The following is a 22,086-nucleotide window of genomic DNA, read 5'->3' on the forward strand; positions in this document are numbered from 1 at the left end:
CGCCTCCTGGAAAAAAGTGGCGCAGTGTAGCAGAGGCGGGCGTCGGGCTCAGCTGACCACGCGGCGTGGCTGCCCGGCGAAGAAGGCCTGGGCGTTCTCGCTGAGCTGGCCGACGATGCGCTGGCGCGATTCCACCGCGCCCCAGGCGCTGTGCGGGGTGATGATCAGGCGCGGGATGCCGGGTTCGAGCAGCGGGTTGCCATTGACCGGCGGTTCCACGCTCAGCACGTCGGTGGCGGCACCGCCCAGATGGCCACTGCGCAGGGCGTCGGCCAGCGCTTGCTCGTCGATCAGGCCGCCGCGGGCGGTGTTGACCACCAGCGCATTGGGCTTGAGCAGGGCCAGCTCGCGGGACCCGAGCATGTGTCGGGTGTGCTCGTTCAGCGGGCAGTGCAGGGTCAGGGCGTCGACTTGCGGCAGCAACTCGTCCAGTGGCAAACGGTCGGCGCGTTCCGGGCGGCCGGGGATCTGCCCGCTGAGTACGCGCATGCCGAAGGCTTCGGCCAGCCTCGCCACCGCGCCGCCCAGTTCACCGTGGCCGAGCAGGCCAAGGGTCTTGCCCTCCAGCTCGACGATGGGGAAGTCCAGCAGGCAGAACTGGCTGGCCTTGGCCCACTGGCCGTCGGCTACCGCCTGGTTGTAGTCGCACAGGCGGGTGGCCAGGGCCAGCAGCAGGGCGAGGGTGTGCTGGGCGACGGACGGTGTGCCATAGCCCTGGCAGTTGCACACGGTGATGCCCTGAGCGCGCGCGGCCGCCAGGTCGACATTGTTGGTGCCGGTGGCGGCCACCAGGATCAGCTTCAGTTGCGGGTTGGCGGCCAGGGTCGCGGCGTCGAGCATGACCTTGTTGCTGACTACTGCCACCGCGCCCTGCAGGCGTTCGGCGACCTGCTCCGGGCGGGTGGCGGCGAACAGTTCGAACTCTTCGAACTGCTGCTTCAGGGGCGAGAGGTCGAGATCGCCCAGGTCCAGGGACTGGTGATCGAGAAACACGGCGCGACGCGGGCTGGGCATGAAGTTCTCCGAGGCTGGGCGGGATTTCGGTGTCGCGGCCATTCGCGGGTAAACCCGCTCCCACAGGTACTGCACCAGCCTTTGCAATGGTGCAATACCTGTGGGAGCGGGTTTACCCGCGAATAGGCCATCAGCTTCACCACATGACCTGAAGCTGCCGCCGCAGTGTCTAGTTCAACCTTGCCGCCCGTCAACGCCCGCCACTCATACCTTCATCATGCAAATCATTCCTTCGGCTGATTTAGCCGTCACATTGGCGAACTACAGTAGTTCCCAGACTTGTCCGGCCCGCTTTTCAGAAAAGGGATACCCATGTTGCAGACCCGCATCATCAAGCCCGCCGAGGGCGCCTACGCCTACCCCCTGCTGATCAAGCGCCTGCTGATGTCTGGCAGCCGCTATGAAAAGACCCGCGAAATCGTCTACCGCGACCAGTTGCGGCTGACCTACCCACAACTCAACGAGCGTATCGCGCGCCTGGCCAACGTTCTGACCGAAGCCGGGGTAAAAGCCGGTGACACCGTGGCAGTGATGGACTGGGACAGCCACCGCTACCTGGAATGCATGTTCGCCATCCCGATGATCGGCGCGGTGGTGCACACGATCAACGTGCGCCTGTCGCCCGAGCAGATTCTCTACACCATGAACCACGCCGAAGACCGCGTGGTGCTGGTCAACAGCGACTTCGTCGGCCTGTACCAGGCCATCGCGGGGCAACTGACCACCGTCGACAAGACCGTGCTGCTGACCGACGGCCCGGACAAGACAGCCGAGCTGCCCAACCTGGTGGGCGAGTACGAGCAACTGCTGGCCGCTGCCAGCCCGCGCTACGACTTCCCGGACTTCGACGAGAACTCGGTGGCCACTACCTTCTACACCACCGGCACCACCGGCAACCCCAAGGGGGTGTACTTCACTCACCGGCAGCTGGTGTTGCATACCCTGGCCGAAGCTTCGGTGACCGGCAGCATCGACAGCGTGCGCCTGCTGGGTAGCAACGACGTGTACATGCCCATCACGCCGATGTTCCATGTGCACGCCTGGGGCATTCCCTACGCCGCCACCATGCTCGGCATGAAGCAGGTGTATCCGGGGCGCTACGAGCCGGACATGCTGGTCAAGCTGTGGCGCGAAGAGAAGGTCACCTTCTCCCATTGTGTGCCGACCATCCTGCAGATGCTGCTCAACTGCCCGACCTCCCAAGGTCAGGACTTCGGCGGCTGGAAGATCATCATCGGCGGCAGCGCACTCAACCGCTCGTTGTACCAGGCCGCCCTGGCACGTGGCATCCAGCTGACCGCCGCGTATGGCATGTCCGAGACCTGCCCGCTGATTTCCGCCGCCCACCTGAACGACGAACTGCAGGCCGGCAGCGAGGATGAGCGCGTCACCTACCGCATCAAGGCCGGCGTGCCGGTGCCGCTGGTCGAGGCGGCCATCGTCGACGGCGACGGCAACTTCCTGCCTGCCGATGGTGAAACCCAGGGCGAGCTGGTGCTACGGGCGCCGTGGCTGACCATGGGCTACTTCAAGGAGGCGGAGAAGAGCGAAGAGCTGTGGCAGGGTGGCTGGTTGCACACCGGCGATGTCGCCACGCTCGACGGCATGGGCTACATCGACATCCGCGACCGCATCAAGGATGTGATCAAGACCGGTGGCGAATGGATTTCCTCGCTCGACCTCGAAGACCTGATCAGCCGTCACCCGGCCGTGCGCGAAGTGGCGGTGGTAGGGGTGGCCGACCCGCAGTGGGGCGAACGCCCGTTTGCCCTGCTGGTGGTGCGCGAAGGCCAGGGCATCGACGCCAAGGCGCTGAAGGAACACCTCAAGCCCTTTGTCGAGCAAGGGCACATCAACAAGTGGGCGATTCCAAGCCAGATCGCCGTTGTTACTGAAATTCCCAAGACCAGTGTCGGCAAGCTCGACAAGAAACGCATCCGCCAGGACATCGTCCAGTGGCAGGCCAGCAACAGCGCGTTCCTCTCCACGCTGTAACCGCCATGCGGGTCGCGTACCGCAGCACGCGACCCGCATGCTAGAGGGGTGGAGCCTTGCCAAACGGCAGAAATACGCCATCCTTTAGCACTGCCAGCGCGCAGCCGGGGCAACATGGCAGCGAGTTGGCCGCACGGAGCGCAAATCACACTTTAGAGGGATCAAGCGCCTGTGCCTTGCTGGCTATAGTCGGGGCCAGGGGATTTTCAGGAATGGGGGAAGGCGACATGCGCAAGCCGTGTCGCCGCGGGCGCAAGCCTGCAAACCGGTCGCTCGGGCCGTTCTTGAAAGGACTCACTGCCATAACAAAAAAAGTACATGGAGTAGCGTCGATGAAATCTGCAAACCTGTTCTGGCGCCGGGCCAAGCTGCCCCTGGCTGTCAGCCTTGCTTCCACGCTCGCAAGTCCTGCTTTCGCTGTCAGTTTCAACATTGGTGAAATCGAAGGCCAGTTCGACTCGTCGCTCTCCATCGGCGCCAGCTGGTCGACGGCCAACCCCAACAAGAACCTGATCGGGGTGAACAACGGCGGCAAGGGCCTGTCGCAGACATCCGACGATGGCCACCTGAACTTCAAGAAGGGCGAAACCTTCTCCAAGATCTTCAAGGGCATCCATGACCTGGAGCTCAAGTACGGCGACACCGGCGTGTTCGTCCGCGGCAAGTACTGGTACGACTTCGAACTGAAGGACGAAGGCCGCGAGTTCAAGGACATCAGCGACTCCAACCGCAAGGAAGGCGCCAAATCGTCCGGTGCCGAGCTGCTCGACGCATTCGTCTACCACAACTACTCCATCGGCGATCAGCCGGGCTCGGTGCGCCTGGGCAAGCAGGTGGTGAGCTGGGGTGAAAGTACCTTCATCGGTGGCGGCATCAACTCGATCAACCCGATCGACGTGTCGGCATTCCGCCGCCCGGGGGCCGAGATCAAGGAAGGCCTGATCCCGGTCAACATGTTCTACGTTTCGCAGAGCCTGACCGACAACCTGTCGGCCGAGGCCTTCTACCAGATCGAATGGGACCAGACGGTCGTCGACAACTGCGGCACCTTCTTCTCCCAGCCGGACATCATTGCCGACGGCTGTACCGACAACCTGCGCGTGTTGTCTAGCGGCCGAACCCTGGGGCAACTACCACCTCCCGTGCAAGGGCTGCTCGCCGCCACTGGCGTCAACTACAACGATGAGGGTGTGCTGGTGCGCCGTGGCGCCGACCGTGATGCGCGGGATAGCGGACAGTTCGGCGTTGCGTTCCGCTATATGTTCGAGCCGCTGGACACCGAATTCGGCGCGTATTTCATGAACTACCACAGCCGAGCACCGATCTTCAGTGCCACAGGCGCTTCGCAGGCGGTGTTCGACGGGGTCGCCGCGCTGCCGGCGCGTTTGCGTCCACTGATTGTCGCGGGTAACTCGCAGTACTTCGTCGAGTATCCAGAAGACATCCGCCTGTACGGCTTGAGCTTCTCCACCACGCTGCCTACCGGTACCGCCTGGAGCGGTGAACTCAGTTATCGCCCCAACGCGCCGGTGCAGCTGAACTCTACCGATATTCTGTTCGCTGGTGTCACACCACTGCCCGGGTTCAATGATGCGTCCGTGCTCAAGGGCACGGCGGGGCAGGACCTGCATGGCTACCGCCGCAAGGAAATCACACAGTTCCAGACGACCTTCACTCACTTCTTCGACCAGATCATGGGTGCCAGTCGCCTCACAGTGGTTGGTGAAGTCGGTGTTACCCACGTCGGTGGGTTGGAGAGTACCAGTAAGGCACGGTACGGCCGCGACCCAGTCTTCGGCCCTGGCGAGCTGCCTAATGGCATGTGTACCGCGCTCAACCAGACCACCATTGACGGCTCTGGCCTCGGTAGCTCCACCGCCAACTTGTCGCGCAACTGCGAAAACGATGGTTTCACCACCACTACCTCGTGGGGTTACCGCGCTCGCGCAATCTGGGACTACAACGACGTCTTCGCCGGGGTCAACCTGAAACCCAGCGTGGCTTGGTCGCATGACGTTTCCGGCTATTCGCCTGGCCCAGGCGCCAACTTCGAGGAGGGCCGCAAGGCCGTCAGCCTGGGCCTGGACGCCGAGTACCAGAACACCTACACGGCAAGCCTGTCGTACACCAATTTCTTCGACGGCAAGTACACCACCGTGGATGACCGCGACTTCGTCGCCCTCAGCTTCGGCGTGAACTTCTAAGCATACAGATCCAGGACGACACGACATGAACAAGACCAGAAGTCTGCTGCAAGCCGGTGTGCTGGGCCTGTCCCTGCTGGCGACCAGCGTCATGGCTGCAGTATCCGCCGACGAGGCGGCCAAGCTGGGCAGTACCCTGACCCCGATGGGTGCCGAAAAGGCCGGCAACGCCGATGGCTCGATCGGCCCGTGGGAGCCGCTGTCGAAGAGCGCGGGCAGTGCCGACGGCAAGGGCTTCCTGTCCGACCCGTACGGCAGCGACAAGCCGCTGTTCACCATCACCGCGCAGAACGCCGACCAGTACAAGGACAAGCTCTCGCCGGGCCAGCTGGCCATGCTCAAGCGCTACCCGGACACCTTCAAGATCCCGGTATTCAAGACCCATCGCGGTTCCACGGTGCCGGCCGATGTGTTCGCCGCCATCAAGGAGAACGCCACCAAGACCACCCTGGTCGAAGGCGGCAACGGCCTGAGCAATTTCCGCACGGCTGTTCCGTTCCCGATCCCCAAAAGCGGCCTGGAGGTGATCTGGAACCACATCACCCGCTACCGGGGTGGCAGCGTCAGCCGCCTGGTGACCCAGGCCACGCCGCAGCAGAACGGCTCCTTCAACCCTGTGTACTTCTCTGACCAGTTCGTCTTCCGCGACAAGATGAAAGATTACGACCCGAACAACCCGGGCAACATCCTGTTCTACTTCAAGCAGGAGGTGACCGCGCCCGCGCGCCTGGCCGGTACCGTGCTGCTGGTGCACGAAACCCTCGACCAGGTGAAGGAGCCGCGCAAGGCGTGGATCTACAACGCAGGCCAACGCCGCGTGCGCCAGGCACCGCAAGTGTCGTACGACGGCCCCGGTACCGCCGCCGACGGTTTGCGTACCTCGGACAACCTGGACATGTTCAACGGTGCGCCGGACCGCTATGACTGGAAGCTGGAAGGCAAGAAGGAGATGTACATCGCGTCCAACGCCTTCAAGCTCGACGACCCCAAGCTCAAGTACACCGACATCATCAAGGCCGGGCACATCAACCAGGACCTTTCCCGTTACGAGCTGCGCCGCGTGTGGCACGTGGTCGCGACCCTCAAGCCAGGCCAGCGGCACATCTATGCCAAGCGTGACTTCTACATCGATGAGGACACCTGGCAGGCTGCGGTGATTGACCAGTACGACGGCCGTGGCCAGCTGTGGCGCGTGTCCGAGGCACATGCCCAGCCGTACTACAACGTGGAAGTGCCGTGGTACACCCTGGAGACTATCTACGACCTGCAGTCGGGCCGTTACCTGGCCCTGGGCATGAAGAACGAGGAGAAGCGCGCCTACGACTTCGGCTTCAGCGCCAGCAAGGCGGACTTCCAGCCAGCGGCACTGCGCCAGTCGGGTATTCGCTAAGTATCACGCAACCTCGGAGCGCCCCGGCTTGTCCGGGGCGTTTCATTTTCCTGTTCTGGCCTCTTCGCGGGTGAACCCGCTCCCACAGGGATTGCACAGGTTTCAAGTCCAGTGCAGTACCTGTGGGAGCGGGTTCACCCGCGAAGAGGCCGGTACAGCAATAAAGCTGGTGAATACCTCCCCAAACCCCCGCCCCAGCCCCTGTCCATCAGCCATGTTGCTTTTTGTCGCAGTCTTTTCCAGGGGAATTGCGCCCATCATCTTCAAATGCGCAGCGTTACCCGCTAGTCTCGCAAGCATCCATACCGCCGTAGTCTTCCAATCAGAACGAGCCGGCCATGACAGATCTGTCCCGTACGCATGGATTCGCCAGCCAGGCCCTGGGCCTGCTGGACGGGCGTTTCTTCCGGCCGCCCTTGCCGGACGGCCATGTGCCGCGCCTGCGCCTGTGCCAGCGGCTGCAAGCCGGCCTCGGCGGGCGGCTGTTGCTGGTCAATGCCCCGGCGGGTTTCGGCAAAAGCTCCCTGGCCATCGAATTTTGCGAAGCGCTGCCCGAGCACTGGCGTAGCCTGTGGCTGGGCCTGAGCCAACGGGATGCCGACCCTGGCCGCTTCCTCGAACGCCTGCTCGAAGGCCTGCAGCAATACTGTCCGGCGCTGGGCGGCCAGGCCATGGGCCTGCTGAAAATGCGCCAACGCCACCAGCCGTTCGCCTTCGAGGAATGGCTCGACGGCCTGCTCGACGAGCTGGCGCTGTACCTGCAAGCCGATACGCCCTTGTTGCTGGTGCTGGACGACTATCACCTGGCCCAGGGGCCGGTGCTCGACCGCTGCCTGCAGTTCTTCCTCAATCACCTGCCCCCCGGCCTGGTGCTGCTGGTCACCAGCCGCCAGCGCCCGGACTGGCACCTGGCGCGCCTGCGCCTGTCGCGGCAACTGGTCGAGCTTAACGAACAGGACTTGCGCCTTACCGCCGAAGAGTCGCTGGCGGTGATCGGTCGCCAACCCACCGGGCTGCGTGGCCAGGCCCTGGACAACCTGATCCAGCGCAGCGACGGTTGGGTGGCCGGGTTGCGTTTCTGGCAACTGGCGGCCAGCGAGTCCGCTGACGAGCAGGCCTTGCCACAGGCCTTGCATGGTGGTGAGGGCTTGATCCGCGACTATCTGCTGGAAGAAGTCATCGACATGCTGCCCGCCGATGTGCAGGCCTTCCTGTACGAAACGGCATGCCAGGAGCGTTTCTGCGCCCCGTTGTGCGATGCCGTGCGCGGCCGCCACGACAGCGCCGCGATCCTGCGCTTCTTGCAGGCGCACCAGGTGTTCCTGGTGCCGCTGGACGAGCATGGCCACTGGTTCCGCTATCACCACCTGTTCTCCGACCTGCTGCGCAGCCGCCAGGCCAGCGAGCCGCTGGCCGGCCTGCAGTTGCGTGCCTGCCGCTGGTTCGAAAGCCAGGGCTTGCTGGACGAAGCGGTGGAGCAGGCGCTGCGGGCCGGTCACCTCGATGTCGCCGCCGACCTGGTGCAGAGCCTGTCCGAGGAGCAACTGCTGGCCGAACAGAACGTCGGCATGTTGCTGCGCTGGAAGATGGACCTGCCCGACAGCCTGCTGATCAGCACGCCGCGGCTCATCGTGCTGTACAGCTGGGCGTTGGGCCTGGCGTGCCAGCTGGACGCGGCCGAAGAGCTGGCGGGTTATCTCAGCCGCTTCCTGCCCGCGCCTTCGGCGACCGCGCAAAAGTCCATGCTGGCCCAGTGGCTGGCGCTGAGTGGTGTGATCGCCCGTGGCCGTGGCGACCGCGAGCGCACTCTGGCCTATTGCGGCGAAGCGCTGCAGAGCCTGCCGAGCAAGCGTTATGGCCAACGCCTGGTGTGCCTGTCGACGCTGTCCAACCTGGCGATTGCCGATGGCGATTTCTGGCGGGCCCGCGGCTGGAACCGTGAGGCCCTGGAGCTGGCCCAGCGCGTTGGCAACCCATTGTTCGAGGCCCTGGCCCATTACGACCGGGCGCGGGTGCTGCATGCCCGTGGCGAGGTGTTGCGCGCACTGGACGAAGTGCGCCAGGGGCTGCAACGCCTGCAAGGGCTGTCGGCACAGCGGCTGTATGCCGTGCGCGCCCGCCTGACGCTTTACGAAGGCTACCTGCTGGTATCGCGCCTGCAGCCGTCCCAGGGCCGTGCCCGCTTGCGTGCGGGGCTGGGCGAGGCGCGGGCCTGCCGCGATATCAGCGTGCTCATCGGCCACTGTGTGATCGCTACGCTCGATGGCCGGGAAGGGCACTTTGCCGAGGCTTTTGCCGAACTGGCCGAGGCCGAGCGGCTGATGCACATCTGGGATGTGCCGCCGGTCTACTACCTGGCCATGATCACCCTGGTCAAATGCGAACTGTGGCTGGCCCAGGGGCGCATCGACCTGGCCGAGTCCTGGCTGCTGCGCCTGGGCCAGACCTATGGCGGCGAGCAACCGGCGGCGGCCCCGGAGTTCCACCCGTTGCTGCCGTTGCACATCGCCTTGCAGCAGGCATCGCTCGAACGTATCCAGTCGCGTAGCGATGACGCGGCGCAACGCCTGGCCAGCCTGGTCGAGCGCGGCCAGGCCAGTGGCGGCATGATGCTCAGCGTCAGTGCCCTGTGCCAGTGGCTCGGCTTGTTGCTGGGCGAAGGCCGGGAAGAGCAGGCCGCCCAGTTGTTGCCACGGTTGCTGGAGGCCGCCCAAGGCGGCGTGCTGCAACCGTTCCAGCCTTTGCTGGAGCAGCACCCGCAGTGGCTTCTCGAACAGCTGCAGGCAGTTGCCGCCTGCTCGGTGCAGGGCGAGCTGCTCAAGCGCCTGCCACCGCTGCCGAGCGTCAGCGCCGGCAGCGGCGAAGCCCTGAGTAGCCGCGAGCTGGCCGTGCTCGAGCTGATTGCCCAAGGCTGTTCCAACCAGCAGATCAGCGAGCGGCTGTTCATTTCCCTGCACACGGTGAAAACCCACGCCAGCCATATCAACAGCAAGCTGGGAGTGGAGCGGCGTACCCAGGCGGTGGCCAAGGCCAAGTCCCTGGGAATGCTGGCGTGAAATAGCCCTGCAGAGCCTTGCTCGCTAAAGCGATGGCGTCAGGCCATCGTTCGTGGCCGCCAACGCTCTACCCTCATCTTTCCCGACCAGCTGCCGATACAGCTATCGGTGGCATCGCCTCGCGCGATTTTTCAATCATTCCAAGGCAGGTCGTGTTGATGCTGCAGTACGGGCAAAAGAGCTTTCTGATCGTCGACGACTTTACCGACTTTCGCACGTCGACCCGTTCCATGCTGCGCGAGCTGGGCGTACGTGACGTGGACACCGCCGACAGCGGCGAGCAGGCGCTGCGCATGTGCGCGCAAAAGCGTTATGACGTCATCCTGCAGGACTTCCACCTGGGCGACGGCAAGAAGAACGGCCAGCAGGTGCTCGAAGACCTGATCCTCGACAAGCACATCAGCCATGAGTGCATATTCATCATGGTCACGGCCGAGAGCAGCCAGGCCATTGTCCTCAGCGCCATCGAGCACGAGCCTGATGCCTACCTGACCAAGCCGTTCAACCGGGTTGGCCTGGCCCAGCGCGTGGAGAAGCTGTACCAGCGCAAGACCCTGCTCAAGCCGATCCTGCAGGCCCTGGACCGCAATCGCCCGGCCGAAGTGCTGGCGGCCTGCGCCGAGCTGTGCAAGCGCGACCCACGCCTGGCCCCGCTGTGCCTGCGCTATCGGGCCGATGCCTTGCGCAACCTCAACCGTTTCGAGGAGCTGGAGAAGTTCCTCAAGGCCATTCTGGCCAGCCGCCCGCAGCCGTGGGTGTACTCGGCGTTGGGCAGCCTGATGCACAAGCGCGGCCAGAATGCCCAGGCCCAGGGCGTGTACGAGCAGGCGCTCAAGGCCTTCCCGATCATGCCAGGCCTGTACGATGGCATGGCCGAGGTGCTGGTGGCCCAAGGCGAAACCAGGCGTGCGCAGAACATGCTTGAAGAAGCCGTGCGCCTGTCGCCGCTGTCGGTGCGCCGGCAGTCGACGCTGGGCAAGCTGGCGTTGGAAAACGAAGACTTCGAGAGTGCCTCGAAAGCGTTCCGTCATGCGGTGAACCAGGGCCAGAGCTCACGCTACAAGGACCCCGAGAACAACCTGGGGCTGGTGCAGGCGCTGATGAGCAGGAATGCCGGCTTTGGCCTGGATGCGCGCACCCGGGTCGAGATCAACAGCACGCTCAGCGAAGTAGCCAAGGAAAACCCCGAGGACCAGGGCCTGCAGGTGCGTGCCCGCATGATGAAGGCCGCCAGCCTGCAGCAGGCCGGCGACCCTGAAACGGCTGCCAAGCTGACCGAACAGGCGATCCAGCGCCTGGACAAGATGAACCAGTTCTTTTCGGTCGATTCGGCCCTGACCGTTGCCGCGCAGTTGCAGGCCATGGGGCAGGAAGCCGCCGCCATCGGCGTGCTGAGGAGCTGTGTGGAAAGTTATGGCGACGACCCCAAGGTCATGGAGAGGGTCGGCAAGCTGACGGACGACCCCAGCGTGCTCAACGCCATTACCGAAGCGGTCACCCTCAATCGTCAGGGTGTGCGCAGTTACCAGGGGGGGCAGCTCGGCGAGGCGTTGCAGCTGTTCCGCAAGGCGCTGGGTTTGCAGCCGAAGAACATCAGCATCGCCCTCAACACTGCCCAGGCGCTGCTGCGCATCGGCGGAGACAGCCCTCAGCCCGCGATCATGCAGGAGTGCCGCGACGCCCTGACCAGCGTGGCCGGCATCCCCGCCAGCGACAACCGCTACGACCGCTACCGCAAACTGCACATCCGAGTGTTCGGCGCATGAATCAAGACAACCAGGGGCTGGATTTTTCCACGGTGATCGCCTCCACCGTGCACGACCTGAAGAATTCCCTGTCGGCGTTGATCCAGTCCCACAACCAGTGGATGCAGCGCTTGCCCGAGGAACTGCGCGGTGGTGCCGAGCAGGGGGTGATGGAGCATGAGTTTCGCCACCTCAACGGCATGCTGGTGCAGTTGCTGGGGTTGTACAAACTGGGCGTGAACCAGTTGCCGGTGTGCCCGGACTACCACGAACTGGACGATTTCATCGAAGCCCAGCTGGCTGCGCACGAGGAAGTGCTCAAGCACAAGGACATCCTTGCCACCTGGCGCATCGACACCGACAACCCGCTGGGCTTCTTCGACCGCGAGCTGGTGGCCTCGGTGATCGCCAACGTGATCACCAACGCCACCCGCTTTGCCGCGCATGCCTTGCTGATCACCATCGAAGAGGCAGACAACCAGCTGGCCATCTGCGTCAACGATGACGGCCCGGGTTATCCACAGCGCATGCTCGAACGCCAGGAAGAATTCATCCAGGGTATCGACTCGACCAGCGGCAGTACCGGCCTGGGCCTGTATTTTGCGGCGCGGATCGCGGCACTGCATGAAAGCGGCGGGGTGCGCGGGCGGATCGAGATCTCCAATGGCGGGGCGCTTGGGGGTGGGTTGTTCAGGTTGTTCTTGCCTTGAAACTGACAAGGATTGCGTTTCAAATTTTTGCAGGTGGAAAGTAGGTTCCCAAGTTGATGTAGGGCATTTCCTTCTTGAGGTTGCAGGGCTTTTGTCCATACCGGGCAAATGACAGTGTAGATACGACGTCTCTACATTTCGCTTGCAATCATTTGGAGGGTTTCTACTATGTATCTACCTTGGGAGATACTCATGCAGATCAAGATTCAACAGTGGGGTAACAGCGCCGCGATTCGCTTGCCGGCTGCAGTGCTCAAACAGATGCGTCTCGGTGTCGGCTCTACCTTGAGCCTGGACACCGCGGGTGAGACCATGGTGCTCAAACCCGTCAGGTCGAAACCCAAATACACCCTTGAAGAGCTGATGGCCCAGTGCGATCTGGATGCACCGGAGCCAGAGGACATGGCCGACTGGAACGCGATGCCACCAGTAGGGCGTGAAGTGTGAAACGGGTGAAGTTCGCCAGGGGCGATATCGTTCGCGTCAATCTCGATCCGACTGTTGGACGGGAGCAGCAGGGGGCCGGGCGACCTGCGCTGGTGCTCACTCCAGCTGCGTTCAATGCGTCAGGCCTGGCTGTGGTAGTGCCGATCACTCAAGGTGGCGATTTTGCCAGGCATGCGGGTTTCGCCGTCACGCTCAGCGGTGCGGGTACGCAGACTCAGGGCGTGATGCTCTGCAATCAGGTGCGCACAGTCGACCTTGAAGCCAGATTTGCCAAACGCATAGAGTCGGTACCCGAGGTCGTCATCCTTGATGCACTGGCTCGCGTACAGACCCTCTTCGATTAACCGGTTCCCGTATTCCCTATGCAGAATCCATCGTCAGCGCTCATCCGCGAAACCTTCCCCGTAGGCCCCCTGCAATGCAACTGCACGCTGATCGGCGACCCGCTTACCAAAAAGGCCATCGTCGTCGACCCGGGCGGTGACCCGGACAAGATCCTTGCCCGCCTGCAGGCCCACGGGCTGACGCTGGTGAGCATCATCCACACTCACGCTCACTTCGATCACTTCCTTGCCTCGGGCAAGCTCAAGGAACTGACCGGCGCAACGCTGCACCTGCACAAGGACGACCGGGCGCTGTGGGACAACCTGGAAATGCAGTGCCAGATGTTCGGCGTGCCCTACACCCCGGTACCTGCGCCAGACCGCTGGCTGGGGGATGACGAGGAGCTGGCCTGCGGTTGTGGCGTGGCCCTGCATACGCCAGGCCACACGCCGGGCTCGATGAGCTTCTGGTTTGCCGACGCCAAGCTGCTGATCGCCGGCGATACCCTGTTCCGCCGTGGCATTGGCCGTACCGATTTGTGGGGTGGCGACCAGCGGGCCATCGTCCGTTCGATCAAGGAGCGGCTGTACCGGCTGGACGAGGAGGCCATCGTGGTGACCGGCCACGGGCCTGATACCCGCCTGGGCGACGAAATGCGCGAAAACCCCTTCGTGCGTGCCTGATGGCACATGAAGGCACTTTCATGGAATTTTTTGTTGCCGATGCAATCCAAGGCTGGCATAGATCCCTTTATGATCTGCCGCATTCATGAATTCAGTAGGAGCTTGTCCATGTTCACCATGCGTCGTCTGATTATCGTCGCAACCGCCGCTGCCCTGATGACCGGCTGTGCCGGGCAGAACCCTTATGACAGCCAAGGGCAGGCGCAGGGCTCCACAGGGATGAGCAAGACCGCCAAGTACGGCGGCCTGGGCGCGCTGGCCGGTGCTATCGCCGGTGCCGCCATCGACCACAACAACCGTGGCAAGGGTGCACTGATCGGTGCCGCCGCCGTAGGTGCCGCCGCAGCCGGTTATGGCTACTACGCCGACAAGCAGGAAGCCGAGCTGCGCGCGCAGATGGCCAACACCGGCGTGGAAGTGCAGCGCCAGGGTGACCAGATCAAGCTGATCATGCCGGGCAACATCACCTTCGCTACCGACTCGGCCAACATCGCGCCAAGCTTCTACTCGCCGCTGAACAACCTGGCCGGCTCGTTCAAGCAGTTCAACCAGAACACCATCGAAGTGGTCGGCTTCACTGACAGCACTGGCAGCCGCCAGCACAACATGGACCTGTCCCAGCGCCGTGCGCAGGCGGTCAGCACCTACCTGACCTCGCAGGGTGTGGATGCCTCGCGTATCACCGTACGTGGCATGGGCCCGGACCAGCCGATCGCCAGCAACGCCGACGCCAATGGTCGCGCGCAGAACCGTCGGGTGGAAGTGAACCTGAAGCCGATTCCGGGTCAGCAGTATGACCAGGGGCAGGTTCAGCAGTATCCCTGATCGATCAGAGTAACCCTGTGGGAGCGGGTTCACCCGCGAACACCGGCATAGCCGGTGCCAAACACCGCGTCGCATTCTTCGCGGGTGAACCCGCTCCCACAAGGGCTGCAAAGCAGCCCCAGCTTTTAGCCCACCACGCTCGCCTGAATCGCCGTCAGGGCAATGGTATGCACGATATCGTCAACCTGAGCCCCGCGCGGCAAGTCGTTCACCGGCTTGCGCAACCCTTGCAGCATCGGCCCCAGGCTGACCCCGTCGGTGCTGCGTTGCACCGCCTTGTGGGTCGTGTTGCCGGTATTCAGGTCAGGGAACACGAATACCGTCGCCCTCCCGGCTACCGGGCTGCCCGGCGCCAGTTCCCGTGCAATCGCCGGGTTGGCCGCTGCGTCATACTGCAACGGTCCGTCGATCAGCAGCTCCTGCGCCGCGCCCTGTGCCAGGCGGGTCGCTTCGCGCACTTTCTCGACTTCCTCGTCGCTGGCCGAATCGCTTGAATAACTGATCATCGCCACCCGTGGCGCGATGCCGAAGGCCTGCGCCGATTCGGCACTCTGCCGGGCGATCTCGGCCAGTTCGACAGCGCTCGGGTGCGGGTTCATCACGCAGTCGCCGTACACCAGCACCTGCTCGGGGAACAGCATGAAGAACACCGACGACACCAGGCTCGAACCCGGTGCGGTCTTGATCAGCTGCAGGGCCGGGCGGATGGTGTTGGCGGTGGAGTGCACCAGGCCCGAGACCAGGCCGTCCACTTCGTCCAGGGCCAGCATCATGGTACCGATCACCACCGGGTCTTCCAGTTGCTGCTCGGCCATTGGTGCATTGAGGTTCTTGCTCTTGCGCAGCTCGACCATCGGTTCCACATAGCGCCCGCGAATCACCTCGGGGTCGAGGACTTCCAGGCCCGGCGGCAAGGTGATGCCCTGGGCGCGCGCCACGGCATCTACATCCTCGGGCTTGGCCAGCAGCACGCAGCGGGCAATGCCGCGGGCCTGGCAAATGGCCGCAGCCTGCACCAGCAGCGGCTCGGCGCCTTCCGGCAGGACGATGCGCTTGTTGGCCTGCTGCGCCCGCTGGATCAGCTGGTAGCGGAACACTGCCGGCGACAGGCGCAGTTCGCGCGGGGTACCGCAACGCTGGTGCAGCCAGGCGGCATCGAGGTGGCTGGCGACGAAGTCGGTGATGAATTCGGCGCGCTCGCGGTCGTCTACCGGGATTTCGCGATTAAGCGAGTTGAGCTGGTTGGCGGTATCGTACGAGCCGGTACTGACCGACAGGATCGGCAGGCCGGCCTGCAGGGCGCCGCGGCACAAGCCCAGGATGCGTGGGTCTGGCTTGCCGTCGCTGGTCAGCAGCAGGCCGGCCAGCGGTACACCGTTGATTGCCGCCAGGCTGACGGCGAGGATGATGTCGTCGCGGTCGCCCGGGGTCACCACCAGGGTACCCGAGGTAAGCAGAGGCACCGTGTTGGCCACGGTGCGCGCGCAGATGATGATCTTGCTCATGCGCCGCTGCTCGTAGTCACCGGCATTGAGCACCTGGGCACCCAGCAGGTCGGCCACGTCGCGGGTGCGCGGGGCGTTCAGTTCGGGCTGGTAGGGGATGCAGCCCAGCAGGCGGAAGTCGTTGCCGCGCAGCAGCGGCGAGTGCTCGCGCAGGCGGGTGGAAAAGTCCGCCATGCTTTCGTCGGTGCGCACCTTGTTGAGGATTACCCCGAGCACCTTCGGGTCGCGCGGGCCGCCGAACAGCTGGGCCTGCAGTTCGACCCGGCCGGACAACTCGCTGAGCACTTCGTTTTCCGGTGCAGATACCAGTATCACCTCGGCATCCAGGCTCTTGGCCAGGTGCAGGTTGACCCGCGCCGCATAGCTGGCGTGGCGTGTGGGCACCATGCCCTCGACCACCACCACGTCGTTGCCGATGCAGGCTTGCTGGTACAGGCGGATGATTTCTTCGAGCAATTCGTCCAGCTGGCCATCGCCGAGCATGCGCTCGACGTGGGCCAGGCTCAGCGGCACAGGGGGCTTGATGCCGTGGGTGCGGGCGACCAGCTCGGTGGAGCGTTCGGGGCCGGTGTCACCCGGGTGGGGCTGGGCGATCGGCTTGAAGAAGCCGACCTTCAGCCCGGCGCGCTCCAGGGTGCGCACCAGGCCCAGACTGATGGAGGTCAGGCCGACACCGAAATCGGTCGGCGCAATGAAAAATGTCTGCATGCGTGCTTCTCGAAATAAGCGGTGCAAGAAATTAACGGCCAAGGGTAGCGCTATCGGCCCCTTGTGCGCACCAGCCGCAAGCGAAAGGCTGGCCGATGCGTTGCGCGCGCTGGGCCGGGTCGAGCACCCAGGGGCGTGCCTGCCACGGCGGCTGGTGGCGCAGGTGCTGGGTGTGGCCGCAGGACAGTTCGGCCACCCAGTGGCCCTCTTCGTCCTGGTGGAAGCCGGTGATCCGACTGATGGGCCGTTGCTCGTCCGCAGTGCGTTCGCAATCGGGCGATGGCTTGGTTACACTTGTCCGCTCTACATACTTTTGCAAAAGGTCTTGCCCCATGCTGATCGCCGCCAACAAGGCTGTCTCCATCGACTATACCCTGACCAACGACGCCGGGGAGACCATCGACAGCTCCGCCGGCGGTGCACCGCTGGTTTACCTGCACGGTGCCGGCAACATCATCCCGGGCCTGGAAAAAGCCCTGGAAGGCAAGCAGGCCGGTGACGAGCTGAACGTTTCCATCGAGCCGGAAGATGCCTACGGCGAGTACCTGGCCGAGCTGGTCAGCACCCTGAACCGCAGCCTGTTCGAAGGTGTCGACGAGCTGGAAGTGGGCATGCAGTTCCACGCTTCGGCGCCGGATGGCCAGATGCAGATCGTCACCATCCGCGACATCGACGGCGACGACGTGACTGTCGACGGCAATCACCCGCTGGCCGGCCAGCGCCTGACCTTCCAGGTCAAGGTAGTCAACGTGCGTGATGCCAGCGACGAAGAAATCGCTCACCGCCACATCCACGGTGAAGGTGGCCATCACCACTGATTTTCTGCGCTAAGCTCAGAAAGTCGCCAGGCGCTCGGGCAAGCCGATTTGCCTTCCTACGGGAGGTGGACGGTTTGGACGAGCGCCTTTTTAGTGGGCGGAATTCACCTGCGCGGCAACCGGGAACCTGAGAGGGGATTCATCATGAGTGCATTTCACGACCTGAAACTGGACGCGTTGAACGGCGGGGAGCTGCCCCTCGCACCGTTCAAGGGCCAAGTGGTGCTGGTGGTCAACGTTGCCTCCAAGTGTGGTCTCACGCCGCAATACAAGGCCCTGGAGAACCTCTACCAGGTTTACAAGGACAAGGGCTTCAACGTGCTTGGCCTGCCGTGCAACCAGTTTGCCGGCCAGGAGCCTGGCAGCGAAAAGGAAATCCAGGAGTTTTGCAGCCTCAACTACGGGGTGAGCTTCCCGCTGGGTGGCAAGCTGGAGGTCAACGGGCCGCAGCGCCACTCGCTGTACCGCCTGCTGGCGGGTGAGGGTGCGGAGTTCCCGGGGGACATTACCTGGAACTTCGAGAAGTTCCTGGTGGGCAAGGACGGGCGGGTACTGGCGCGTTTTTCGCCGCGCACGGCACCGGATGATCCAGTGGTGGTACAGGCTATCGAGAAGGCATTGACCTGATTATCACTGGCCGCTTTGCGGCCCATCGCCGGCAAGCCAGCTCCCACAGGTACAGCGTCAGGCTCAAGGTTCCTGCGATCCCTGTGGGAGCTGGCTTGCCGGCGATGGGCGCGAAGCGCCCCGGCGATCGCTCAGCCGCGAGGTGCTGTCGAGCCAGGCTTGATCACCAGCGTAGCGCTCTTGGTTTTTTCAACAGCTGAGCCGGTTTGCCGACAGGCACAGAACAGATACCCCTCGAACTGCTCGACAATCGCCGGCCAGCCCTGGCGGCTGGCATGCTTTCTCGCATTCAGGCGCACCCGCCGTAACGTCTCTTCTTCCTCCAGCAACCAGCACGCTGCATCGATGAAAGCCGCCTGATCCCCCGGCATGGCCAGCGCACCGCTATGGCCATGGCGAATATGCTGCGCGGCGGCCGCCTCGTCATAGGCGACCACCGCCAACCCCGAGGCCATGGCTTCGAGCACCACATTGCCAAAGGTTTCGGTCAGGCTCGGAAACAGGAACAGGTCACCGCTGGCATAGTGTTCGGCCAGCACCTCGCCTCGCTGGGCGCCGCAGAACACGGCATCCGGTACCTGCTGTTCGAGGGCGGCACGCTGCGGGCCGTCACCCACCATGATCAGGCGCAGGCGTTTGTGTGGATAAGTTTTCTGCAGGGCCTCCAGGCTTGGGCGCAGCAAACCCAGGTTCTTTTCTGCCGCCAGCCGCCCGACATGCAGCACGGCGATGTCGTCAGGGCCGAGCCCCCAGCTTTCCCGTAATGCGGGGCTGCGCCGGGCCGGGTTGAACAGGCAGGCATCGACCCCCCGGGCCAGTAGCTCCAGGCGTTCGAAACCGCGACGTTCTAGCTCCAGGCGCTGACTGAGGCTGGGTACCAGGGTGGTCGCCGTGCGCCGATGGAACCAGCGCAGGTAGTTGGTGAGCAGGCGCGTCAGCAGGCCCAACCCGTACTGGCCGGAATACTGCGGGAAGTTGGTGTGGAAGCCGCTGACCACCGCTACCCCCAGGCGCCGGGCCGCGCGCAGTGCGCTGAGCCCAAGCGGCCCCTCGGTGGCGATGTACAGCACATCCGGGCGCTGCCGTCGCCAGCGGCGCAACAGCTTGTGCATCGACACCTCGCCCCATTGCAAGCCCGGGTAACCAGGCAGGGGCCAGCCACGGCACAGCATCAGGTTCGGGTCGTTGTGCAGTGGTGCTTCACCGGCCTGGCGCGGGCGCACCACTTCGATCTCATGGCCGCGTTGGCGCAACCCTTCGCTGAGCCGGCCAAGGGTATTGGCCACGCCGTTGATCTCGGGTGGGAAGGTTTCGCTGACCAGGGTAATGCGTAGGGCGGGTGTATTCATGACAAAAAGTGTCCGCCTGCTGGATTGCGCCAATGTGACTGCCATGTGACGTACAGATGACGCCTGATCGCTGACGCTTTTCGCCTTGTGAATTTTTTCCTTGCAAGGGTGCTCAAGAGGGGGCACCGGCAGCCGATGAAGATGCATTCGACGATGCGCTCCAGGAGAGCGGTGATGTTCAACAACAAGCTCAAGCAAGAAATCCGGCAGTTGCGCGAAGACCTGATGTCCATCGAACAGGTCAAGAGTAGCCTCGACAGCGAGATGCTGGTACTGCAACTCGACCCCCAGGGGCGGATCGAGATGGTCAACGGCAACTTCGAGAGCGAGATGCTCTACCGTGCCGAACAATTGCTTGGGCGCAACATCGAGGACATCGTCCCCGCCCATGTGAAGACGCTGGATTTCTACCAGCGCATGAAAGGCGCGATCAGCCGCGGTGAACACCTGAACGGTGCATTCCGCCTGCTGCGCGGCAATGGCCAGGAGGCCTGGTTACGGTCGATCCTGCAGCCGGTCAAGGACAGCGAAGGGCGCATCAAGTATTTCACGCTGCACTCCAGCGACCTTACCCGCACCATCGAGACCTCCCGCGAGCACGAAAGCCTGATCAAGGCGCTGATGCGCTCCACCGCCGTGATCGAGTTCGATCTCGATGGCACCGTGCTTACCGCCAACGAACGCTTCCTGGCCACCGTCGGTTACCGCCTGGAGCAGATCCGTGGCAAGCATCACCGCATGTTCTGCGAGCCGGAGGAGGCCAACTCGGCCGGCTATCAGGCGTTCTGGGACAAGCTGCGCCGTGGCGAGTACGTTGCCGACCGCTTCAAGCGTATCGATGCCCATGGCCGGGTGGTCTGGCTGGAGGCTTCGTACAACCCCATCTTCGATGCCCATGACGTGCTGTACAAGGTGGTCAAGTTCGCTACCGTCATCACCGAGCAGGTCAACCAGGAGCAGGCGGTGGCCGAGGCGGCGGATGTTGCCTACAACACCTCGCTGGGTACCGATGCCAGCGCCCGCAAGGCCACCGATGTGGTCACCCAGAGCGTCAGCGTGATGCGCGGGCTGGAAGCTTCGATGCAAGAGGCGGCAGAGGGCATCCAGGCGCTGGATACCCAATCACGGGTGATTGGCTCGATCATCAAGACCATCAGCGACATTGCCGGGCAGACCAACCTGCTGGCGCTGAACGCGGCCATCGAAGCAGCCCGCGCCGGCGAGCAGGGGCGGGGGTTTGCCGTGGTTGCCGATGAAGTGCGCCAGCTGGCCTCGCGCACCAGCACCGCCACCGAGGAAATCGCCCGGGTGGTGCAGCAGAACGAGCAACTGGCCCAGGCGGCAGTGGCGATCATCGACACCAGCAAGCGCCAGGCCGAGCAGGGGCTGGCGCTGGCGGACGAGACAGGGAGCGTGATTGTCGAGATCCAGGACGGGGCCAAGCGGGTGGTGGATGTGGTGGGGCAGTTTTCCAGCCGGTTGGGGCAGTAAAAAGCTGGGGCTGCTGCGCAGCCCATCGCCGGCAAGCCAGCTCCCACCCGGACCGCATCGTATTCAAACCATGCGCCTTATCTGTGGGAGCCTGGCTTGCCGGCGATGGGCCGCAGAGCGGCCCCGGCAATTGGAGCATCAACAGGGATCAGTTCCGTTCCCGCACCCAGAACAACGTGGCCCCGGCCACCGCCGCCGGCATCATCAGCACGTTCACCAGCGGGATCATCAACGCCAGGTAGGTAATGCCGCCAAAGCCCAGGCTCTGCCAGCGTTTCTGGCGCAGCCAGGCGAGCATGTCCTGCCAGCTCATCTTGTTGTTGTCCGCCGGGTAGTCGATGTACTGGATAGCCATCATCCACACCCCGAAGATCAGCCAAAGCGGCGCCGCCACCACGTTGACCACCGGGATCAGCGACAGGATGAACAGCCCGATGGCCCGCGGCAGGAAGTAGCCCAGCTTGCGCATTTCACGGCCGAAGGTCCGTGGCACCATGGCCACCAGTTCGCCCCAGCTGAACGCCGGGAAGTTGTCCTGCCCACGCACCACCACCTCGACCTTTTCCGCCAGGAAACCATTGAAAGGCGCGGCAATGATGTTGGCTACCAAGGTGAAGGTGAAGAACACCATCAGCACCAACAAGGCAACGAACAGCGGCCAGAGAATGTAGCTGAGGAAGCTCAACCAATCCGGCAGCGTCGGCATCAGGGCATCAAGCCAAAGGTCGAATTGATGCCCTGCGAAGTAGATCAGGCCGCCGAACAGCAGCAGGTTGACCGCCAGCGGCAGCAGCACGAACAACCGCAGGTTGGGGCTCAGCACCAGTTTCAGGCCTTCGCGCAGGTACTGGGGGCCAGAGAGGACAGGGGCTTGCATCGAGAGACTCCGCAGAGAAGGAAAACGCGCTGACCTTACCGAGTTTGCCGCGCCGACGAAAGGCGGGCAGCGGGCGGGAAACGGGCTGTAACAAAAGCAGCAGGGCTTGGCTATCGATGAAATCGCTGAATAGACGATGCCTATGAGGTGGATTGTCGAAGGATATTTCCTTAATCTTTGCGACCTCGCTACAGTGCGCTCAACTTTCCGCTTTCTGGGCCTGCGCGTTGTAGCCTTCCCCAAGTGCTGCGTGGGTCCTTTTTAATTTTCCTGCTGGCGCAGCCGGTGCACCGATGCCGGCCCTGCGGCCCGCTCGAC

17 protein-coding genes and 2 pseudogenes are annotated in these 22,086 nt (G+C 63.6%); 14 read left to right on the forward strand and 5 right to left on the reverse strand.

Features of this window, described 5'->3' with window-relative positions; genetic code table 11:
- Window positions 1–48 precede the first annotated feature (48 nt).
- A complete protein-coding gene (locus tag RYH74_RS03345; RefSeq protein ID WP_317408960.1) occupies window positions 49–1,014 on the reverse strand; it encodes a 2-hydroxyacid dehydrogenase in 966 nt (321 codons plus the stop codon).
- Window positions 1,015–1,326: 312 nt separating this feature from the next.
- On the opposite strand from RYH74_RS03345, the gene RYH74_RS03350 reads away from it, so the two are divergent.
- From RYH74_RS03350 to RYH74_RS03395, 10 genes are all read left to right on the forward strand, one after another.
- Window positions 1,327–3,009, forward strand: coding sequence for a fatty acid--CoA ligase (locus RYH74_RS03350; RefSeq protein WP_075043772.1), 1,683 nt, complete (start codon window positions 1,327–1,329; stop codon window positions 3,007–3,009).
- A gap of 332 nt (window positions 3,010–3,341) precedes the next feature.
- Entirely contained in the window at window positions 3,342–5,213 is a 1,872-nt protein-coding gene (locus tag RYH74_RS03355; RefSeq protein WP_075043773.1) for a DUF1302 domain-containing protein, read from the forward strand.
- Between the two features lie 25 nt (window positions 5,214–5,238).
- Window positions 5,239–6,603, forward strand: coding sequence for a DUF1329 domain-containing protein (locus RYH74_RS03360; RefSeq protein WP_075043774.1), 1,365 nt, complete (start codon window positions 5,239–5,241; stop codon window positions 6,601–6,603).
- A 338-nt stretch (window positions 6,604–6,941) separates the two neighbouring features.
- A complete protein-coding gene (locus RYH74_RS03365) occupies window positions 6,942–9,659 on the forward strand; it encodes a LuxR C-terminal-related transcriptional regulator (protein WP_286101039.1) in 2,718 nt (905 codons plus the stop codon).
- A 158-nt stretch (window positions 9,660–9,817) separates the two neighbouring features.
- Window positions 9,818–11,425, forward strand: coding sequence for a response regulator (locus tag RYH74_RS03370; protein WP_025337710.1), 1,608 nt, complete (start codon window positions 9,818–9,820; stop codon window positions 11,423–11,425).
- Entirely contained in the window at window positions 11,422–12,114 is a 693-nt protein-coding gene (locus tag RYH74_RS03375) for a sensor histidine kinase (protein WP_025337711.1), read from the forward strand. Before RYH74_RS03370 ends, RYH74_RS03375 begins: the two co-directional genes overlap by 4 nt.
- 168 nt (window positions 12,115–12,282) lie before the next feature.
- The gene (locus RYH74_RS03380; RefSeq protein ID WP_003259615.1) at window positions 12,283–12,561 is read left to right on the forward strand and encodes an AbrB/MazE/SpoVT family DNA-binding domain-containing protein; all 279 of its coding nucleotides are present in this window, start codon (window positions 12,283–12,285) and stop codon (window positions 12,559–12,561) included.
- Entirely contained in the window at window positions 12,558–12,905 is a 348-nt protein-coding gene (locus RYH74_RS03385; protein WP_075043777.1) for a type II toxin-antitoxin system ChpB family toxin, read from the forward strand. The genes RYH74_RS03380 and RYH74_RS03385 overlap by 4 nt, the downstream gene beginning before the upstream one ends.
- Before the next feature lie 18 nt (window positions 12,906–12,923).
- Window positions 12,924–13,568 carry an MBL fold metallo-hydrolase gene (locus RYH74_RS03390; RefSeq protein ID WP_075043778.1) on the forward strand — a complete coding sequence of 215 codons (645 nt, stop codon included), beginning with the start codon at window positions 12,924–12,926 and terminating at the stop codon, window positions 13,566–13,568.
- 108 nt (window positions 13,569–13,676) lie between these two features.
- Window positions 13,677–14,393 (forward strand): OmpA family protein, encoded by a 717-nt coding sequence (locus RYH74_RS03395; protein ID WP_084785039.1) that lies wholly within the window; start codon window positions 13,677–13,679, stop codon window positions 14,391–14,393.
- Window positions 14,394–14,518: 125 nt separating this feature from the next.
- Here RYH74_RS03395 and pta read toward each other — a convergent pair whose 3' ends face one another.
- Window positions 14,519–16,606, reverse strand: coding sequence for a phosphate acetyltransferase (gene pta / locus RYH74_RS03400; protein ID WP_317408961.1), 2,088 nt, complete (start codon window positions 16,604–16,606; stop codon window positions 14,519–14,521).
- Between the two features lie 31 nt (window positions 16,607–16,637).
- Window positions 16,638–16,940, reverse strand: a complete 303-nt coding sequence (locus RYH74_RS03405) for a DUF3565 domain-containing protein (protein ID WP_015268965.1) — start codon at window positions 16,938–16,940, stop codon at window positions 16,638–16,640.
- On the opposite strand from RYH74_RS03405, the gene RYH74_RS03410 reads away from it, so the two are divergent.
- A complete protein-coding gene (locus RYH74_RS03410) occupies window positions 16,939–17,424 on the forward strand; it encodes a peptidylprolyl isomerase (protein ID WP_003259610.1) in 486 nt (161 codons plus the stop codon). The two genes, RYH74_RS03405 and RYH74_RS03410, sit on opposite strands and share 2 nt — an antisense overlap.
- 144 nt (window positions 17,425–17,568) lie before the next feature.
- Complete coding sequence (locus RYH74_RS03415) at window positions 17,569–18,051, forward strand: glutathione peroxidase (protein ID WP_075043781.1); 483 nt, start codon at window positions 17,569–17,571, stop codon at window positions 18,049–18,051.
- Between the two features lie 131 nt (window positions 18,052–18,182).
- Here RYH74_RS03415 and RYH74_RS03420 read toward each other — a convergent pair whose 3' ends face one another.
- Entirely contained in the window at window positions 18,183–19,400 is a 1,218-nt protein-coding gene (locus tag RYH74_RS03420; protein WP_075043782.1) for a glycosyltransferase family 4 protein, read from the reverse strand.
- A 303-nt stretch (window positions 19,401–19,703) separates the two neighbouring features.
- Here RYH74_RS03420 and RYH74_RS26415 point away from each other — a divergent pair.
- Together RYH74_RS26415 and RYH74_RS26420 are read left to right on the forward strand one after the other, a co-directional pair.
- Window positions 19,704–20,303, forward strand: a pseudogene (locus RYH74_RS26415) (PAS domain-containing protein); the annotation flags it as partial.
- 228 nt (window positions 20,304–20,531) lie between these two features.
- Window positions 20,532–20,891: pseudogene (locus RYH74_RS26420) on the forward strand (methyl-accepting chemotaxis protein); the annotation flags it as partial.
- Window positions 20,892–21,039: 148 nt separating this feature from the next.
- Here RYH74_RS26420 and cysZ read toward each other — a convergent pair.
- Complete coding sequence (gene cysZ, locus RYH74_RS03430) at window positions 21,040–21,768, reverse strand: sulfate transporter CysZ (RefSeq protein WP_085587379.1); 729 nt, start codon at window positions 21,766–21,768, stop codon at window positions 21,040–21,042.
- Window positions 21,769–22,086 lie beyond the last annotated feature (318 nt).

It is taken from the genome of Pseudomonas sp. LSJ-87 (assembly GCF_032971465.1).
Lineage (GTDB): Bacteria > Pseudomonadota > Gammaproteobacteria > Pseudomonadales > Pseudomonadaceae > Aquipseudomonas > Aquipseudomonas putida_Z.

What these genes read in the sequence shown, in the direction of transcription:
- RYH74_RS03345 (WP_317408960.1), bottom strand. Translation starts at nt 1,014, where the DNA reads ATGCCCAGCCCGCGTCGCGCCGTGTTTCTCGATCACCAGTCCCTGGAC.
- RYH74_RS03350 (WP_075043772.1), top strand. Translation starts at nt 1,327, where the DNA reads ATGTTGCAGACCCGCATCATCAAGCCCGCCGAGGGCGCCTACGCCTAC.
- RYH74_RS03355 (WP_075043773.1), top strand. Translation starts at nt 3,342, where the DNA reads ATGAAATCTGCAAACCTGTTCTGGCGCCGGGCCAAGCTGCCCCTGGCT.
- RYH74_RS03360 (WP_075043774.1), top strand. Translation starts at nt 5,239, where the DNA reads ATGAACAAGACCAGAAGTCTGCTGCAAGCCGGTGTGCTGGGCCTGTCC.
- RYH74_RS03365 (WP_286101039.1), top strand. Translation starts at nt 6,942, where the DNA reads ATGACAGATCTGTCCCGTACGCATGGATTCGCCAGCCAGGCCCTGGGC.
- RYH74_RS03370 (WP_025337710.1), top strand. Translation starts at nt 9,818, where the DNA reads ATGCTGCAGTACGGGCAAAAGAGCTTTCTGATCGTCGACGACTTTACC.
- RYH74_RS03375 (WP_025337711.1), top strand. Translation starts at nt 11,422, where the DNA reads ATGAATCAAGACAACCAGGGGCTGGATTTTTCCACGGTGATCGCCTCC.
- RYH74_RS03380 (WP_003259615.1), top strand. Translation starts at nt 12,283, where the DNA reads ATGTATCTACCTTGGGAGATACTCATGCAGATCAAGATTCAACAGTGG.
- RYH74_RS03390 (WP_075043778.1), top strand. Translation starts at nt 12,924, where the DNA reads ATGCAGAATCCATCGTCAGCGCTCATCCGCGAAACCTTCCCCGTAGGC.
- RYH74_RS03395 (WP_084785039.1), top strand. Translation starts at nt 13,677, where the DNA reads ATGTTCACCATGCGTCGTCTGATTATCGTCGCAACCGCCGCTGCCCTG.
- pta (WP_317408961.1), bottom strand. Translation starts at nt 16,606, where the DNA reads ATGCAGACATTTTTCATTGCGCCGACCGATTTCGGTGTCGGCCTGACC.
- RYH74_RS03410 (WP_003259610.1), top strand. Translation starts at nt 16,939, where the DNA reads ATGCTGATCGCCGCCAACAAGGCTGTCTCCATCGACTATACCCTGACC.
- RYH74_RS03405 (WP_015268965.1), bottom strand. Translation starts at nt 16,940, where the DNA reads ATGGGGCAAGACCTTTTGCAAAAGTATGTAGAGCGGACAAGTGTAACC.
- RYH74_RS03415 (WP_075043781.1), top strand. Translation starts at nt 17,569, where the DNA reads ATGAGTGCATTTCACGACCTGAAACTGGACGCGTTGAACGGCGGGGAG.
- RYH74_RS03420 (WP_075043782.1), bottom strand. Translation starts at nt 19,400, where the DNA reads ATGAATACACCCGCCCTACGCATTACCCTGGTCAGCGAAACCTTCCCA.
- cysZ (WP_085587379.1), bottom strand. Translation starts at nt 21,768, where the DNA reads ATGCAAGCCCCTGTCCTCTCTGGCCCCCAGTACCTGCGCGAAGGCCTG.